Here is a 16,025-nt window from a genome sequence, read left to right as displayed (position 1 = left end):
GCGAACCTACGAGATCGCGCCGACAGTTTCAGAAGAGACCGCTGTAGGCGTTCAGGGCCGGCTGCCCGCCGAGATGCGCGTACAGGACGTTCGAGTCCTTGCCGATCTCGCCGTCGCGGACCAGATCGATCAGCGCGGCCATCGACTTGCCCTCGTAGACCGGGTCGATGATCATCCCCTCGAGCCGACCGGTCAGCCGGATCGCGTCCAGCGTCGACTGCACCGGTACGCCATACAGGTCGCCGGCCCAGCCTTCGAGCACGGTGATCTCGTCGTGGCGCAGGTCGCGACCGAGGCCGATCAGCTCGGCGGTCGCACGAGCGATCTTCTCCACCTGCGCGTGCGTCTCGGCGAGTTTGGCGGAGGCGTCGATCCCGAGCACGCGCCGCGGCCGGTCCTGACCGGCGAACCCGGCGATCATCCCGGCATGTGTGCTGCCGGTGACGCTGCAGACGACGATCGTGTCGAAGAAGACGCCGAGCTCACGCTCCTGCTGCTCCACTTCGTAAGCCCAGTTGGCGAATCCCAGTCCGCCGAGCCGATGATCCGACGCACCCGCTGGGATCGCGTACGGCGTACCACCGGCAGCGCGAATATCGTCCAACGCACGGTGCCAGCTGTCCTTGAACCCGATGCCGAACTCAGCGTCCACCAGCTTGACCTGGGCGCCCATGATCCGGCTGAGCAGGATGTTGCCGACCTTGTCGTTCACCGGATCCGGCCAGTCCACCCAGCTCTCCTGCAGCAGCACGGCCTTCAGCCCGAGCTTCGCCGCGACGGCCGCGACCTGCCGGGTGTGGTTCGACTGCACGCCGCCGATCGTGACGAGTGTGTCGGCCCCCTGCGCCAGCGCCTCGGGAACCAGGTACTCGAGTTTACGGGTCTTGTTGCCGCCGTACGCGAGACCGCTGTTGCAGTCCTCGCGCTTGGCCCAGATCCGCGCCCCGCCCAGCTCGGCGGTCAGCCGGTCCAAGGGGTGGATCGGGCTGGGGCCGAACAGCAACGGGTACCGCTCGAACGCGTCCAGGGCCATCTCTTACTCCTCAGCGATTGCAATATATCGCATATTGGAGCGTAGATCGGTGCTCTTGTCCAGCGGGTCAGCGGCGTGCCACGTCCTGGAGCCGCTGCAGCTCGGCGCGCGGCACATGGGTGCTGATGCTGTCGCCCGTGACGCTCACCTCAGCCCACGGCAGGTACCAGACCTCGCCGAGATGACGGTGCATCAGCCAGCGCAGCAGGGCGGGACCGACGTGCCGCTCGTACCCGAAGAGCTGGGTGGCGTGCCGCTCGACGACGATCAGGCCGTCGATCCGCAAGGCGCTGTTCATCGAGCTGAGCAGCGGCCCGTCCTGGACCAGCCGCACGTCGGCGACGCCGCCGATCGCCGTACCGCCGGCGTCGAGGACGGGGCGGCCGAGAAGCTCATTCAGTCGCATGGCCCGCTCCGGGAATCTTGTCGATGATCTTCTCCTCGACCCAGGCCTCGTGGGCGGTGAGGTCGAGACCGCGGGTGTCGAGCTTGACGGCGGTGTCGATCTCGGCGATCTGCCGGGCCGGGATCCGGACCTGGCCCGAGATCAGCGCGCAGACCACCGGCGGGTCGGCCTCGAGGTCGAACTCCACGTCGTCGACCTTGCCGACCAGCCGCCCGGTGCTCTGGTCGATCAGCTGCCGGTCGAGCAGGTGCAGCTGGGCATGCAGGATCCGTCCGGTCATCTCACTGCCCCGCCTTCGTGATGATCATCAGGGGAATCGCCGCGACCGACGCGACGATCAGCAGGAACAGGTAGCCGATACCGAGGAAGTTCCGCACCCGGCCGTTGGTCTGGTCGCCGACGTAGTCCGGATCGTTGGCGATGATCAGGATCGGCAGATAGGTGAGCGGCAACGCCATCGCGGCGAAGACCACCGAGTACTCCGTCACCTTCACCGGATCGACCGCGGTCATCAGCGTCATGATCGCCAGCAGCAAGCAGACGATCATCACCAGGTGGAAGCGCGAGGCCTCGCGCGGCCGGACGAACTTGCCCCACTGCCAGCCGCGGTACTGCGCGATCGTGTAGCCGCACGACAGCACGGTCTCCAGCGCGGCGCCGAAGGTCGCCGCGAAGATGCCGATCAGCACGATCGCCAACCCAAGCTTGCCGAAGGCAACACCGACCGGCAACGCCACCTGGCCCAGTGTCCCGACCTCGATCCCCACCGGCAGGAAGAGGACTGCCGCACACCCCGCGATCGCCAGCGACAGCAGGCCGCCGAGCGGGAACCCGATGAAGACGTTCGATCGCATCGTGCCCAGACTCTTCCGGCCCCATTTCTCCTCGACACCACCCGACGAGAAGAAGAACACCTCGTACGGCGTCATTGCCGCCCCGAACAAGGCAATGGCGTAATACGCGTAGGTGCCCCAGCTCTCATGGCCGACCGGATGCGGATTGGTTGCCTGGTGCATCAACTGGCCCCAGTCCGGACCGAGCTTGAACAAGGCGACCGCGAACACGATCAGCAGCAGTCCCATCAGTCCGAAGACTGTTTCCAGCTTGGAGAACTTCACCCGCCACACGACCAGCCAGACGGCGAGCGCGGCCAGCGGAACCCACAGCAGATAGTTCACCCCGCTGGCCAACTCGAAGGCGAGCGCCACACCACCGATCTCGGCGATCACCGTCAGCAACGTGACCAGGAACGACGCAACCAGGGTGACCATGCCGGTCCGCCGGCCGAGGCGCTCCCGGATCAGGTCGAAGACCGGCCGGCCCGACATCGCGACCACGCGGCCCGACATCTCGGCGTACAGGCAGATGCCGATCACGCCGATCACCACGACCCACGCCATCCGCATCCCGAACCGGGCGCCGACCAGCGCGTTGGTGACCAGGTCACCGATGTCGACGAACCCGCCGATCGCGGTCAGGATGCCGAGGGTGACGGCCAAAACCTTTTTCACTTGGCCAACTCCCCGATCTGCTTCAGCTCCTCGCTCGACTTCCGCAGTACGGCGAGCTCCCGGGTCGCCGCCGCGACGTCCTTCCCCTGGAGCGCGATCCGGGTGGCGGTGACGGCCTTCTGCGCGTCGTCCAACGCGGTCCCGACCTGCTCGTAGAGCCGACGCGACTGCGCTGTCGAGGGCTGCTGGGAACTGAACGAACTGGCCGCCTTCTCCAGCGACTTCTCGGCGTCGGCGACCATCTGGTCAGCCGGCTGCTGCCACAAGTGGTGGGCCTGCAACTGCTCGACCACCAGCCGCGTCATCTCGACCTCGGAAGCCGCCGCGCGAGCGCTCTGCGCCGCCGCGTCCCGCAGCTTCTGATCGGGGTCACCGCACCCGGCCAGGACCAGCATCAAACAGCACACCGCGGTCGCCCAGCGACGCACCAGCCACCTCGATTCTCCGATGATCGGACACCCGGTACCCCGCCGTACGCATGTCCTTCAAACACTTGAATATCGAGTCGGTATCGGTTCGTTATTGCCGCCAGTGGTTACCGCCTGGTAGGAACGTCCATCAGCGTCGTACTGAACGGTAGTTCAAGTACGTGAATCTTGGATTTTCCGGAGGGGGTCCCGGAGTCCGACAGTGAGGTGGAGGACTCAATGCAGCGCAGTACCTTGCTATGCGGTGCGTTGCTGGCCGTGGTCGCGGGTCTGTTGTGTCTGGTCGGGGAAGCGCTCGGTCTGGACACGCAACATGTGGCACTGGTCGGCGGCGCCCTGGGGGGTGTGGTGGGGCTGGTGCAGGAGCGCACCCCGGCACAGCGAGCGGTCGGCTTCCTGATCGGGCTCTTCGTGGCCTGGCTCGGGTTCGCCGTACGGGCGCTCTATCTGCCGGACTCGGCGTCCGGCCGAGCCGTCGCCGCGGTCGTCGTGGTGGCCGTGTGCGTGTTGTTCGCGGCGGGCTCGGGGAACCGGCTTCCGCTGTGGACCCTGCTGCTCGGCGCGGCCGCGATGGTGGCGGTCTACGAGGAGAGCTACACCGCGGACAGCCCGGCGTTCCTGGCGCAATCGCCGTCGGCGGCGACCGGCGTACTGCTCGCGGCGGGGATCGGGTTCCTGGCGACCTCGCTCCAATGGCCCGGGCGCGCGCCCGCGGCCGACGTACCGGCTGAGGCTCCGCCCACCGGCGACGAGCCCGCTGAAGAGACCCGTGAGTTCGCCACCACCGAAGGAGAGCGTCCGTGACCGCCCGCCGGATCACCCGGGGACTGGCCGCCGTCGTCGCCGTCCCCACTGTTTTCGTCCTGACCACCTCCCCCGCGCTGGCCTCCGCCACCGCGGACCCGGTGTCCGTCACCAACACCGAGACCGTGCAGGCCCGGCTCGACCCGAGCGGCAAGGTCGACAGCGCCCGCATCTACGAGCAGCTCGCCCTTACTGGTAAGGGAAAGGTGAAGCTGATCAACCCGGTCTCGACCAAGGGCCTGCGCAACCTCGACAGCTGGGGCGGCTACTCGGTCAAGAACGGCAAGATGGTCGTCGACACCACGGTCGACGGCGAGCAGCGGCTGCGGACGGTCAGCGACTTCGACAAGAAGAACCTCCCGATCAAGCTCGCCGTCACGTACACGCTGAATGGCAAGCAACTCAAGAAGCCGAGTGACGTGGTCGGCAAGAAGGGCCACCTCGAGGCGCACTACGTCGTCGAGAACACCTCGGCCCGGTCGGAGCCAGTCACCGTCACCGACGGCTACGGCAAGCAGGTGACCGAGCAGGTCGACGTCGTCATCCCGATGGTCGGCCAGCTCACGACCGTCCTGCCGCCCGAGTTCGGTTCGGTCGCGTCGAACGAGGCCAACAAGGCCGGCGACGGCAAGGGCGGCACCAAACTCAGCTTCACGGTCACGCTCTTCCCGCCAGTCGGCGCGGCAACGGCTGAGTTCGGCTGGTCGGCCGACGTGAAGGACGCCATCGTCCCCGAGGCCGAACTGACCGCGCTCCCCGTCAGCCCCCTCGACAGCCCCAGCTTCAAGTCCGCCGTCTCCGGCTACCAGACCGGCGCCGAAAAGGGCGTCGACCTCGTCGACGGCGGCACCACGCTTGATACCAACCTGATCAAGCTCCGCGACGGTTCCCAAAAGCTCCTCAGCGGACTCCTCCAACTCAACGCCGGCGCCAAATCCCTCAACGAGGGCCTAGCGAACAAGGCCGCTCCCGGCGCCACCCAACTCTCCACCGGCGCGGCCCAACTGGCCGGCGGCCTCGCCGAACTAGACACCGGCGCCTCCCTCCTCCGCACCAAAACCGGCGAAGCCGCCGCAGGCGCCGACAAGCTCAACACCGGCGCGGGCAAGCTGCAGAAGGGCACCAACGACCTCAACGCAGGCGCCAACAAACTTTCGAACGGCACCAAGGACCTCAACGCCGGCGCCAACAAACTCGCCAACGGCGCCAAGGACCTGAACGCCGGCGCGGGCCAACTGAAAGCCGGCACTGGCAAGCTCGCCAACGGACTAGACGAAGCCACCGGCAAGGCGCCTGCTCTGATCGATGGCTTGACCAAGGTCGGCGGCGGCCTGAAGGACGTCCAGGACGGCTTGACTCTCATGTACGGCCAGATCGGCACGCTGCCCAAGGAGGCCGAGCCGCTGCACGCGGGCATCGCGCAGCTCCGCGCAGGAATCGGCTCGGTCAACAACCCCGCGACTCTGCTCGGCGGTCTGCAGCGTCTGAAGGACCAACTCAACGCATCCGGCCCAGGCATCGACAAGATGCGCGGCGGCGTGCACTGCCTGGCCGACGCCATCCAGGGGGTCAGCAAGGGCAAGGATGACGAGTACACCGAGGCTTGTTACGGCGCAGCGGCTGCGCTGCTGAACGGTCCGGCCGGCGCGCCGAACAAGCTCCCCGAGTCGAATCCGATCAAGAAGCTGATCTTGGACTCTGCGCTCGCCCAGCTGGGCACTATTGGTCAGGACGCGCCAGACTTGGACGCGCCGTTGCCGAACTCCGCGACACTTCAGCAGGCGCTGGCGTATCTCAAGGGTCGACTGACCAACAGGGCCGTGCCCGGCCTGACCCAGCTGCAGTGTGGGCTGGACAACAGCGTCGCAGGCTGCCCGGAGAAGGCGCCCCCCGGTCTGCAGCAGGGCCTCCAGGCCGTCGACGCCGGAGTGAGCACCTTGGTCTCCACAGTGGTCGGAAAGGTGCAGGGCGGCATCGGCACGCCGAAAGACACACCGACGAACAAAACTCTGCGCGGTGGGATCAACGGACTGCAAGCGGGCGTCGGACAGATTCAGGCGGGCGGCAAGACACTGCTGTCCGGGCTTACTCAACTGTCGGACGGTGCAGACCAGCTCGACGGTGGCGCCAAAACTTTGGTTGCCGGCACTGGGCAGTTGAAGACCGGTGCTGGCACGTTGGCTGCCGGCACTGGGCAGCTGAAGACCGGTGCTGGCACGTTGGCTGCTGGCACTGGGCAGCTCAAGGCTGGAGTCGGCGTACTGGTCAATGGCACCAAGCGGTTGGACGACGGACTGTTCCTGCTGTCCGGTGGGACTGGGAAGCTGTCTGACGGGGTTGGCAAGGCTCGCGATGGATCAGACCAACTGGCAGCAGGGTCCAAGGAGCTGGCGACCGGGATTGGGACAGCTGCTGAGGGCTCGGGCAAGTTGGCGGACGGGCTGACCACGGCTGCTGATGGAGCGACTGCGATCCCCGAGGGCGCTGGGCGGCTTTCTACTGAGGGTGCTCAGGTGCTGAAGAAGAAGGGCGCTGACACCGCGCTGGACTTCGGGCGGCGGTATGGGTTGCTGTCGGCCGCGGCCAAGCGCGCCAAGACCGAAGCGATGCCGTACGGCGCTCCGGACGGCGCCGCTAGCGCTACTGCCTACTCGTTGAAGTTGGCGGGAGCCACTGGTGAGGGCGGTCGGAGCTGGATTCGGTTGCTGGCGGGGCTGGCGTTGTTCGCGGTGGCGATCGGGGCGACGGGGATGATCCGTCGGCGCGCTCGGCACTGACCTTTGCTGAGGACCAGGTCGCGGTACCGGCCACGACCTGGTCCTCGAACTACATGACGTGAATGTTCAAGATCTGTGGCAGCGGGATCCCTGGGTATCGCTCGACCAGCTCGAGCTCCATGGACAGGTCCGACTCCCCCTCCTCGAGCGTCCACAGGTCGACCACAACAGCGACCGCGGGCGGCTCTGAGTTCTCGAGCTCGATGACGTCTTTGATCCCCCAGGTTTCCGAGGGCGGGTGAACGAGAGTCCCGGGATACTCGTCAATCGCCGTTCGGATCTCATCGGCCGTGAGTCGCTCGCGCCGCGTCAGGCTTTCGAGCACGTCGTACTCGCCGTCGACGAGCAGCCCGACAACGATGCCGACTACGTGGTGGATCGCAGCTCTGTCGATCATTTCTGCCTGCGCCTCGCTACGTTGGGGACATGGTTGAAGTAAGTGTCGTTGGTGCGGGGCGCATCGGGATGCCGGTGGTACGGCGGCTGGTGGCGGCCGGGTACGGCGTGCGGGTGTTCGATGTACGGCGGGAGTTGGAACAGCAGGTTCGCGCGGCTGGGGCGCGGTGGGGTGGGACGGTTGACGTTGATGTGTTGGTCACCGTGTTGCCGGGGAGTCCGGAGCTGCGGGAGGTCGCGCAGGAGCTGCTGCCGCAGCTGAGGGCCGGTGCGGCGTGGGTGGATCTGACTAGTGCTTCGCCGGAGTTGGGGCGGGAACTGGCGGCCGCTGCGAAAGCGCAGGGGGTGGACTATCTGGAGGCACCCCTCGGTGGTGGGCCGGAGGCGGCGGCAAGTGGGACGTTGACCGTGTACGCCGGTGGCGAGCGGGCGACGTTCGATCGGATGACCCCGCTGCTCGGGACCTTCGCGCAGAAGCTCAAGTACGCCGGGCCGCATGGCAGCGGTTACCTGAGCAAGTTGTTGATCAACCTCTTGTGGTTCAACCAGGCGGTGGCGGTCGGCGAGGTGTTGCGGCTGGGGCGGATCGGCGGGATCGATCCGGCGCAGCTGCACGAGACGCTCCTGGACAGTCCGGCGGACTCGGTGTTCGTGCGCGACGTCGTACCGGCGTACCTGGCGGGCGACCTGTTGACGACGTTCGGAATGGACCGGATCGTCGAGGAGTTGGAAGCGATAGAGCAGTTCGCCCGAGTGAACGACGCACCGGCGGCGGTCACTGGATCGACGGCAACCCTGTATCGGGAGGCCCTCGACCGCTACGGGCCGATCGCCGGGGAACTACTGGGTATGAAGTACACAGGAGGAGAGCGATGAGTACCGATCTGAAGCTCGAGGCGGTTGTCGTTCCGGTGGCGGATGTGGACCGGGCGAAGACCTTCTACAGCGGTCTGGGCTGGCGGCTGGACGCCGACTTTGCCTTCGACAACGGTTTTCGGATCGTGCAGTTCACGCCGCCGGGGTCGCCCGCGTCGGTCCAGTTCGGTACGGCGGTCACCACCGCGGCGCCGGGTTCCGCGCAAGGGCTGTATCTGGTGGTCGACGACATCGAGGCGGCTCGCGCCGAGTTGAGCAAACTGGGTGTGGAGATCAGTGAGGTCTTCCACCCGGGTGCACCGGGCGCGCAGTTTGCGCCGGGCGCCGGCAACCGTGCGGACGGACGCGACGAGAACGGCGGCAGCTACGGCTCGTTTGCGACGTTCCAGGACCCGGACGGCAACACGTGGCTCCTGCAGGAAGTCACCACCAGGCTCCCCGGCCGCGTGACTGAAGCGACCTACGCGTCCGCGGACGATCTCGCTCAGGCGCTGCAGCGTGCTGCTACCGCGCACGGTGAGCACGAGAAGCGCCACGGCGGCGAGTACGACGAGCAGTGGCCGGCCTGGTACGCGACGTACATGGTCGCGGAACGGACCGGCCAGGAGCTCCCCGAGTAGCGCCTACTCCCCCACCGCCGCGCGGAGCATGTCCTCGCGCGGGACGACCTTGATGCGCGCGCGGCCGTGGGGCTCGCCGAGGGCGATCTCGTGGGCGTCGAGGCGGGCCCAGCCGGCCGCGTCGACGATGACCGCACCGTTCGCCTTGAGGTGATGGAGGATCGCGTCCGGGTCGGACTCCTCCGGCGCCGGCAGGGTGTCGGCGTCGGCGAGCAGGTTGGCGATCGTCTCGGCGGCGTCGGACTTGGTGTGGCCGATCAGGCCGATCGGGCCGCGCTTGATCCAGCCGGTGACGTACATGCCCTCGAGCGGTACGCCGTCCAGGTCGAGCACCCGACCGCGGTCGTTGCTGATGACACCGGCCTGGTGGTCGAATGGCAGCTCCGGCAGGTGCGACGACAGGTACCCGACGGCACGGTAGACGGCCTGCACTGGCGTATCGACGTACTCCCCGGTGCCGCGCGCGGTGCCGTCACCTTGCAACTCGGTCTTCTCGGTGCGCAGACCCTCGACGCGGTCGGTGCCGAGCACCTCGACCGGGGCGTGGCACAGGTGGATGTGGATCCGGTGCGGAGCGCCGGTCGGCTCGGCGTCGAGGTGCTTGAGCAGAGTGTCGACGACCAGGCGGGTGCTCTTGCTGGAGCTGATCGCGGCCTGGCTGGCCTCGTCGATCTCGAAGCCCTCGGGGTGCACGATCACGTCGACCGACGGCGAGTGCGAGAGCTCGCGCAGCTCCATCGGGGTGAACTTGATCTGCGCCGGGCCGCGTCGCGCAAAGACGTGGATATCCGTTGCCTGGTTGAGCTTCAGGCCTTGGTACACGTTGTCGGCGATCTCGGTGCTGAGCTGCTCGTCGGCCGGCTTGGCCAGCATCCGGGCCACGTCGAGCGCCACGTTCCCCGCACCCAGTACGGCGACCTCGCGCGCCTCCAGCGGCCACTCCCGGGGTACGTCGGGATGCCCGGCGTACCAGGAGACGAAGTCTGCGGCGCCGTGGCTGCCGGGCAGGTCGATCCCCGGGATGTCGAGCGGCCGGTCGGTGATCGCGCCGGTCGCGAAGATCACCGCGTCGTAGTGCCGGCGCAGATCGTCGAGCTTCACGTCGACGCCGTACTCGACGTTGCCGATAAAGCGGATGCGGTCGCTCTGGAGCACTCGGTGGAGTGCCTTGATGATCTCTTTGATTCGCGGGTGGTCCGGAGCGACGCCGTACCGGACCAGGCCGAACGGCGCGGGCAGGCGCTCGATCAGGTCCACTCGGGCCCCGGAGTGCTCCTTGGTCACGATGTCGGCGGCGTAGATACCGGCCGGTCCGGCACCGATGACGGCGATGCGGAGATCCTTCACAACAAACACTCCTATGAGTTAGGTACCCCTAACTTTAACGAGCGTTTGAGGACAACCCAGGCCGGTTCCACGTCTTGAGATTCATTTCACAAGCCGCTGTGGTGTGTTAGTCGAGGTGGAAGCCGAGGGCCTTCGCGGCGCGGGTGGGGACCGGGTCGGCCCAGTGGGTGCTGTAGTTCTCGGTGGTGCACAGCGAGCGGGTCTCGAGCTTGTCCACGTAGACCGTGCCGCGGAGGTGGTCGGTCTCGTGCTGGACGATGCGGGCCTGCCAGCCTTCGAACGTCTTGCGGTGGGTCTGGCCGGCCGGGTCGACGTACTTGGCGTCGACGGCGAAGTAGCGGTTCACCACGCCGGTGTAGCCAGGCATGCTCAGGCAGCCCTCGTAGAAACCGCGGCGCTCGTGCCCGGCCGAGCGGTAGGCCGGGTTGATCGCGGCGAAGAACTCCAGCTTGTAGCGGTGCCGCGCCTCCGCGACCTCGGCCGGAACCGTCGCCGGATCCTCCAGTACGGCGATCTGCACCGGTACGCCGATCTGCGGCGCAGCCACGCCGACGCCGGGTGCCGCTCGCATCGTCCGCTGCATGAGCGCGATGAACTCGGCCAGGACGTTGTCGTCCACCTGCCCGTCGAACGGTTCCGCGACCTGTCGCAGTACTGGGTCCCCGAGCGACACGATCGGCGCCACGCCACCGTCGCCGTACTTCTCGACGAGCTCCTCGATCAGGTTCTTCACCGTGTGCGCATCGGTCATCGTGTGGTCGCCAACTCCTGAGGCTGTCGGGGCGGAACCGGCGAGCGGCAACGCCGCAGCACCGGTGAGCAAGGTACGCCGGGTCAGTGCCATCCGCACATTCTGCCGGGCTGTCGGTAAGAACACGGAGAGGTGCCGCCTTGTGGACGCGGCCCGGCGAGGCCAAGCGGGGGGACGCGTTGCGTGGAGGACTACTACGTGTTCTTCGCTACGCGAGGGGGAGGCGGAGGTCGAAGGAGGCGCCGCCGGCCGGCGACGTGGTGACGGTGAGGGTGCCGTTGTGGGCCTGGGCCAGGTCGCGGGCGATCGCCAGGCCGAGGCCGGCGCCGCCCTCGTCGCGGCTGCGGGCGTCGTCGAGGCGGACGAAGCGCTCGAAGATCCGCTCCCGGTCGGCCTCCGGTACGCCGGGACCATCGTCCTGCACCTGGATGACCGCCTGACCGTCGATCGCTCTGACGACGACGCGGATCTCGTGGTCGGCATGGCGTTCGGCGTTGTCGAGCAGGTTGGCCAGGACGCGCGCCAGTCGCGTTTTGTTGCCTAGGACAACTGGTTCGCCGGTGAGGTCGAGGCGGGCGGTGCGGCCTTCGATCGCGTCGCGGACGAGGTCCGAGACCTCGATGCGCTCGGGGTCGGGGTGGTCGCCGGCGTCGAGGCGGGCGAGCAGCAGCAGGTCCGCGGCGAGGTGCTGGAGACGGACGGTGTCGGCGATCAATTCGTCCAGCTCGAGCAGTTCGGGGTGCGCGGCGGCGACCTCGAGTTGAGTGCGCAGCGAGGCGATCGGGCTGCGGAGTTCGTGCGAGGCGTCCGCGACGAAACCGCGTTGCTGGGCGACCGAGGCCTCCAGAGCGGTCAACGTATCGTTCGTCGTCCGGGCGAGGCGGGCCACCTCGTCGCGCGAGTCCGGTACCGGAACACGTCGGCGCAGGTCGCGGGCGGCGGTGATCCCGGCGAGCTCGGCCCGGATCGCCTCGACCGGTGCCAGCGCGCGGCGCGTGACCATCCAGGTGACCAAGGCAACGACCGCCAGCAGCAGCGGCAGCCCGATCAGCATCGTCCGGCTCACCGACTGCACCGCATCCCGCGCCGTCGCCAGCTCGGCGCCTGCCTGCACGGTCACCTCTCCTGCGCCCGCCGGCAACGTGACCTTCAGCGCCGCGAACCGGTACTCCGCCGTCCGCCCGTCAACCGTCGCCGAGCCGGTGGAGTAGTCGGCGTCCCCCTCAGCCACCCGCCCCGGCTGGGGTTGCGGGGTGGGCGTGTCGTCGTCATCCGGATCGTCACTCCCGCGCCCCTTGTGGTCGTCCCCGTCGTCGCCGTCGTCGTCGCTGGAGACCGTGGACGAGGGGGTGGGAGGCCGCGTCGCCGAGGAGGATGGGGTGGGCGCGGTCGGGTTGCTGGCGGGCTTTGATGTTGCCCGGGGCAACTGGATGGGAGTGTTGTTGATCGCCGTCAGCTTTTCCGAGGCCGCGAGGAGTTTGCCGTTGGCATCGGTGATACGCACCGGGCGCTCGTCGTCCAGGTCCAGCTTGGCGACCGCCGTACCGCCGGCGAGCTGCGAGGCCAGCTGACGCGCGGTGACTTCGGCTTGCAGCTGCGCCTGGCTGGCGAGGTTCGCGCGCAGCAGCAGTACGACGGCCAATCCCGCGATCACGAGCGCGACGGCAACCACCGCGGTGGCGGCGACGGTGGTTCGGGTGCGGAGTGAGCCGCGCATGTCAGCCACCGTCCCGAGCCAGCCGATACCCCGAGCCGCGGACCGTGGTGATCGCCTTGCGACCGAACGGCGCATCCAGCTTGCGGCGGAGTGCGCTGACATAGACCTCGATGATGTTCGGATCGCCGTCGTACGCCGCGTCCCAGACGTGGTCGAGGATCTGCGTCTTGGACACCACCTGACCGGCGTTCGTGGCCAGATGCTCCAGTACGGCGTACTCCTTCGCCGTCAGCTCAATCTCGTCGGAGCCGCGGTAGACCCGGTGTGCGGCGGGCTCGATCCGCAGGTCGCCGAGCTCGATCACCGGAGCGGCACCCCGGGTCCGTCGGCGGAGCAATGCGCGGATGCGGGCGAGCAGGACGACGTACGAGAAGGGTTTGGTCAGGTAGTCGTCGGCGCCGGTGTCGAGTCCCTCGGCTTCGTCGTACTCGCCGTCCTTGGCGGTCAGCATCAGGACGGGGACCTCGGAGCCGGCCGCGCGCAGGTCGGCGCAGACGCGGTAGCCGTTCCGGCCGGGGAGCATGATGTCGAGCAGGATCAGGTCGTACTCACCGCTCAGCGCACGGTCGAGTCCGGTGAGTCCGTCGTACGCGACGTCCACCGCGAATCCCTCGGCGGCCAGGCCCTTCGCGAGCGAGTTGGCCAGCCGTTTCTCGTCCTCGACGATCAGCAACCGCATGCCCCCAGCCTGACAGACGCACCTGAAGCCCGCTTCAGGTTGCTTCAGGACCGCTTCAGGCAGCCTCGGCACTGTGGTGGTCGTCAAGGAGTTCCCCCGAACGAAAGGCCGCCTGATGAAGCGCCTCGCACTGACCCTGACCGCAGCCGCCCTGCTCGCCACCGGCGGCGTCGCCACGGCGTACGCCGTCCAGTCCGACGACAAGCCGGCCACGAGCAGCCCGACCGCGAGCCCGTCGGCCGGCAGCTCGGCCGGCGTACCGACCGGTTCGCTGACCGCCGCGAAGGCGGCCGAGCAGGCCGTGAAGGACGTCCCGGGTGGTGTCGTGACCGATGTCGACTGGGACGACAGCAGGTGGGAGCTGGACGTGCACACCACGGCTGGCTGGCGTGAGCTGAGCTACGACCCCAACGGCAAGCTCCTCTCCAACCGCGCCGACAACCGCTCGGACGACAGCGGCAACGACAGCGCGGACGACCGGAACGACGACCACGGCGGCGACCGCCACGACGACGACCGCTCGGGTCACGACGACAACTGACCCCGAAACGAGCGCGGCCGAGCCCCCGGCCGCGCTCGTACGGCGAGACGCCGACGCACGCCTCACGACCAGCGGATAACGTTTGCACTGTGTTCGACCGGCCCGAGTCCGCACTACGTGTCGTCGCCCGGTCGAGGTTCTACCGGGCGGCGTTCCTGTCGTTGCTGATCGCCGGGATCGGAATGTCGGCGGCGACACCCCAGCTGACGCTCTTCCTGGTCCGCGACCTCGGTACGCCGCTCCCTGTGGCCGGCCTCTACTACGTCACCAACCTCGCCGCCCCGATCGCCGGGTACCTGCTCGGCCGCCTGTCCGACCGCAGCCACGACCGCCTCCGGCTGCTCCGGATCTGCGCTCTCGTCGGCACCGCCGGCTGGCTGGCCATGGCGTCCGCCCACGCCGTCTGGCAGCCGTTCGTGATCAGCGTCGTCGTCCTCAGCATCGGCGGCGGTTCGATGGCGCAACTCTTCGCCGCCTGCCGCGACGAGCTCAGCCGCAACCCGACCCGAGCCGACAACCGGGTGGTCGCCACCGTCCGGATGGGCTTCACGATCGGCTGGATCCTCGGCCCGGTCCTCGGCAGCTGGTACGGCGGCGTGTTCGGCCTCCGCTCGCTGCTCGTGGCGACCGCGATCTGCGTGTTCGCGCAGATCATCCCGTTCGGCCGCCAGCGCATCGAGCGCTTCCAGGCGCCGAAGTCGACCCTCCGAGCACCCGGCAAGCGCGAGATCACCCACATGCTGCCGCTGCTGACGTTCACCGGGCTCTGCGTGCTGGCGATGACCGGCGACACCATCAAGTTCGGCTACCTCCCGATCTACATGGCCGACGAACTGCAGCTGTCCGACTCGGTCCGCGGCGCGGTGATCGGCATCCAGCCCCTGATCGAGCTGCTGATGCTGCCCGTCGTCGCCCGCCTCGCCGACCGCTTCGGCGGCCTCCCCGTGATGACCGGCGGCGTCGTACTCGGCCTCTCCGGCAACCTCGCCTTCGCCACCAGCACCGGCGTCGGCATGCTCTTCCTGGGCCAAGCCCTCACCGCCGGCCTGTGGGCCTGCGTCGCCGCCATCGGGGTCTCGATCGCCCAGGACCTCTACCCCGAAGGCGTCGGCACCGCCTCCGGCGTCTTCCTCGGCGCCATCCCTGTCGGCTCCGCCATCGGCGGCGCGATCGGCGGCATCGGCGTCGCCGCCATCGGCCTCCCCCAGGTCTTCTTCGTCCCTGCCGCCCTCACCACCCTCGCCGCCATCGGCTTCGTCGTCCTCAGCCTCCGCACCCGCTGAGCTTCCGCAAGGCGTCGTACGACGGGCTGTCCGCGGGCGCGGTCAGCACCATCAGGCGTTGCGCCGGCCCGTCCGGGCTGGTCCAGAGATCGCAGTCGAGCCTCAGGGCACCGACGACCGGGTGCAGGTAGTGCTTGGTGCCGTAGTTGCCGGTGCTGACGTGGTGTTCGGCCCACCACGAGCGGAAATCGGGGTCCTGAACGGACAGCTCGCCGACCAATCGCGCCAGGTCAGGGTCGTCCGGGTCGGCGACAGCTTCCATCCGCAGCGCGGCAACGGCCTCCCGCGCGTCGTGCGCCCACTCCGTATGCAGCCCGCGGACGGCCGGGTGCTCGAACAGCAACCGCAAGTAGTTGCGTTGGGCAACAGGCAGCTCGGCGAAGTCGGTGTACAGGGCAACAGCCGCCTGGTTCCAGGCAAGGATGTCCAGCCGCTTGCCCAGGACAACGGCCGGCGTCTCGGTGATCTGTTCGAGCAACCGCAGCATCGCCGGCCGAACCTTCTGCACCGTACGGCGGCGCCGCGGGCGGGCGTCGTTCTTGCCGGCGACGGCGTACAGGTAGGTCTGCTGGTCGTCGTCGAGGCGGAGTGCGCGAGCCAGCGTGGACAGCACCGAGGCGGAAGCCCGCACCCGGCCCTGCTCGAGCCGCGTGTAGTAGTCGACGCTGATCGCCGCGAGCTGCGCGACCTCTTCACGGCGCAGACCGGCGACCTTGCGATGCGCCGTCGGCGGCAGGCCGACGTCCTCCGGGCGAAGAGCAGCGCGCCGCGCGGTCAGGAAGGCGCCGACATCGTCGGCATCGGGGCTCATGACCCCATTCTCTTCCCCGGACGGCACCGGCTGGGAGGGAACAAT

At 68.2% G+C, this 16,025-nt stretch carries 17 protein-coding genes; 6 read left to right on the top strand and 11 right to left on the bottom strand.

Annotated features, from left to right (window positions below; all coding sequences use genetic code 11):
* Nucleotides 1–28 precede the first annotated feature (28 nt).
* The 5 genes from ABZS29_RS16595 to ABZS29_RS16575 form a co-directional block, all read right to left on the bottom strand.
* Nucleotides 29–1,033: a 1-aminocyclopropane-1-carboxylate deaminase gene (locus ABZS29_RS16595; protein WP_355462670.1), complete on the bottom strand. Its 1,005-nt coding sequence runs from the start codon at nucleotides 1,031–1,033 to the stop codon at nucleotides 29–31.
* Nucleotides 1,034–1,100: 67 nt separating this feature from the next.
* Nucleotides 1,101–1,439, bottom strand: coding sequence for a hypothetical protein (locus ABZS29_RS16590; protein ID WP_355462668.1), 339 nt, complete (start codon nucleotides 1,437–1,439; stop codon nucleotides 1,101–1,103).
* Nucleotides 1,426–1,719 carry a hypothetical protein gene (locus tag ABZS29_RS16585; protein ID WP_355462666.1) on the bottom strand — a complete coding sequence of 98 codons (294 nt, stop codon included), beginning with the start codon at nucleotides 1,717–1,719 and terminating at the stop codon, nucleotides 1,426–1,428. The genes ABZS29_RS16590 and ABZS29_RS16585 overlap by 14 nt, the downstream gene beginning before the upstream one ends.
* A gap of 1 nt (nucleotide 1,720) precedes the next feature.
* Nucleotides 1,721–2,950, bottom strand: a complete 1,230-nt coding sequence (locus ABZS29_RS16580) for a divalent metal cation transporter (protein WP_355462664.1) — start codon at nucleotides 2,948–2,950, stop codon at nucleotides 1,721–1,723.
* A complete protein-coding gene (locus tag ABZS29_RS16575; protein ID WP_355462663.1) occupies nucleotides 2,947–3,378 on the bottom strand; it encodes a hypothetical protein in 432 nt (143 codons plus the stop codon). Before ABZS29_RS16575 ends, ABZS29_RS16580 begins: the two co-directional genes overlap by 4 nt.
* 219 nt (nucleotides 3,379–3,597) lie before the next feature.
* On the opposite strand from ABZS29_RS16575, the gene ABZS29_RS16570 reads away from it, so the two are divergent.
* Both ABZS29_RS16570 and ABZS29_RS16565 read left to right on the top strand, forming a co-directional pair.
* On the top strand, nucleotides 3,598–4,182 hold the full coding sequence (locus tag ABZS29_RS16570) for a hypothetical protein (protein WP_355462661.1): 585 nt from the start codon (nucleotides 3,598–3,600) through the stop codon (nucleotides 4,180–4,182).
* Nucleotides 4,179–6,959 carry a hypothetical protein gene (locus ABZS29_RS16565; protein ID WP_355462660.1) on the top strand — a complete coding sequence of 927 codons (2,781 nt, stop codon included), beginning with the start codon at nucleotides 4,179–4,181 and terminating at the stop codon, nucleotides 6,957–6,959. The genes ABZS29_RS16570 and ABZS29_RS16565 overlap by 4 nt, the downstream gene beginning before the upstream one ends.
* A 49-nt stretch (nucleotides 6,960–7,008) precedes the next feature.
* Here ABZS29_RS16565 and ABZS29_RS16560 read toward each other — a convergent pair whose 3' ends face one another.
* On the bottom strand, nucleotides 7,009–7,356 hold the full coding sequence (locus tag ABZS29_RS16560; RefSeq protein ID WP_355462658.1) for a hypothetical protein: 348 nt from the start codon (nucleotides 7,354–7,356) through the stop codon (nucleotides 7,009–7,011).
* A 29-nt stretch (nucleotides 7,357–7,385) separates the two neighbouring features.
* Between ABZS29_RS16560 and ABZS29_RS16555 the strand changes: the two genes are divergently transcribed.
* Both ABZS29_RS16555 and ABZS29_RS16550 read left to right on the top strand, forming a co-directional pair.
* Complete coding sequence (locus ABZS29_RS16555) at nucleotides 7,386–8,231, top strand: NAD(P)-dependent oxidoreductase (protein ID WP_355462656.1); 846 nt, start codon at nucleotides 7,386–7,388, stop codon at nucleotides 8,229–8,231.
* Complete coding sequence (locus tag ABZS29_RS16550; RefSeq protein ID WP_355462655.1) at nucleotides 8,228–8,851, top strand: VOC family protein; 624 nt, start codon at nucleotides 8,228–8,230, stop codon at nucleotides 8,849–8,851. Before ABZS29_RS16555 ends, ABZS29_RS16550 begins: the two co-directional genes overlap by 4 nt.
* A gap of 3 nt (nucleotides 8,852–8,854) precedes the next feature.
* On the opposite strand, the gene ABZS29_RS16545 is transcribed toward ABZS29_RS16550, so the two are convergent.
* The 4 genes from ABZS29_RS16545 to ABZS29_RS16530 all read right to left on the bottom strand — a co-directional run bounded on the left by ABZS29_RS16545 (nucleotide 8,855) and on the right by ABZS29_RS16530 (nucleotide 13,345).
* Nucleotides 8,855–10,198, bottom strand: a complete 1,344-nt coding sequence (locus ABZS29_RS16545) for an FAD-dependent oxidoreductase (RefSeq protein WP_355462653.1) — start codon at nucleotides 10,196–10,198, stop codon at nucleotides 8,855–8,857.
* Nucleotides 10,199–10,304: 106 nt separating this feature from the next.
* Nucleotides 10,305–11,042 (bottom strand): peptide deformylase, encoded by a 738-nt coding sequence (locus ABZS29_RS16540; RefSeq protein WP_355462651.1) that lies wholly within the window; start codon nucleotides 11,040–11,042, stop codon nucleotides 10,305–10,307.
* A gap of 115 nt (nucleotides 11,043–11,157) precedes the next feature.
* Entirely contained in the window at nucleotides 11,158–12,666 is a 1,509-nt protein-coding gene (locus tag ABZS29_RS16535) for a HAMP domain-containing sensor histidine kinase (protein WP_355462649.1), read from the bottom strand.
* 1 nt (nucleotide 12,667) lies between these two features.
* Nucleotides 12,668–13,345 carry a response regulator transcription factor gene (locus ABZS29_RS16530; RefSeq protein ID WP_355462648.1) on the bottom strand — a complete coding sequence of 226 codons (678 nt, stop codon included), beginning with the start codon at nucleotides 13,343–13,345 and terminating at the stop codon, nucleotides 12,668–12,670.
* Between the two features lie 115 nt (nucleotides 13,346–13,460).
* On the opposite strand from ABZS29_RS16530, the gene ABZS29_RS16525 reads away from it, so the two are divergent.
* Both ABZS29_RS16525 and ABZS29_RS16520 read left to right on the top strand, forming a co-directional pair.
* Nucleotides 13,461–13,886: a hypothetical protein gene (locus ABZS29_RS16525; RefSeq protein ID WP_355462647.1), complete on the top strand. Its 426-nt coding sequence runs from the start codon at nucleotides 13,461–13,463 to the stop codon at nucleotides 13,884–13,886.
* 89 nt (nucleotides 13,887–13,975) lie between these two features.
* Nucleotides 13,976–15,169, top strand: coding sequence for an MFS transporter (locus ABZS29_RS16520; protein WP_355462645.1), 1,194 nt, complete (start codon nucleotides 13,976–13,978; stop codon nucleotides 15,167–15,169).
* Here ABZS29_RS16520 and ABZS29_RS16515 read toward each other — a convergent pair.
* Nucleotides 15,150–15,980 (bottom strand): helix-turn-helix domain-containing protein, encoded by an 831-nt coding sequence (locus tag ABZS29_RS16515; RefSeq protein ID WP_355462643.1) that lies wholly within the window; start codon nucleotides 15,978–15,980, stop codon nucleotides 15,150–15,152. The two genes, ABZS29_RS16520 and ABZS29_RS16515, sit on opposite strands and share 20 nt — an antisense overlap.
* Nucleotides 15,981–16,025 lie beyond the last annotated feature (45 nt).

It is taken from the genome of Kribbella sp. NPDC005582 (assembly GCF_040605415.1).
Lineage (GTDB): Bacteria > Actinomycetota > Actinomycetes > Propionibacteriales > Kribbellaceae > Kribbella.
This window is presented reverse-complemented; position numbering and strand designations above follow the sequence as displayed.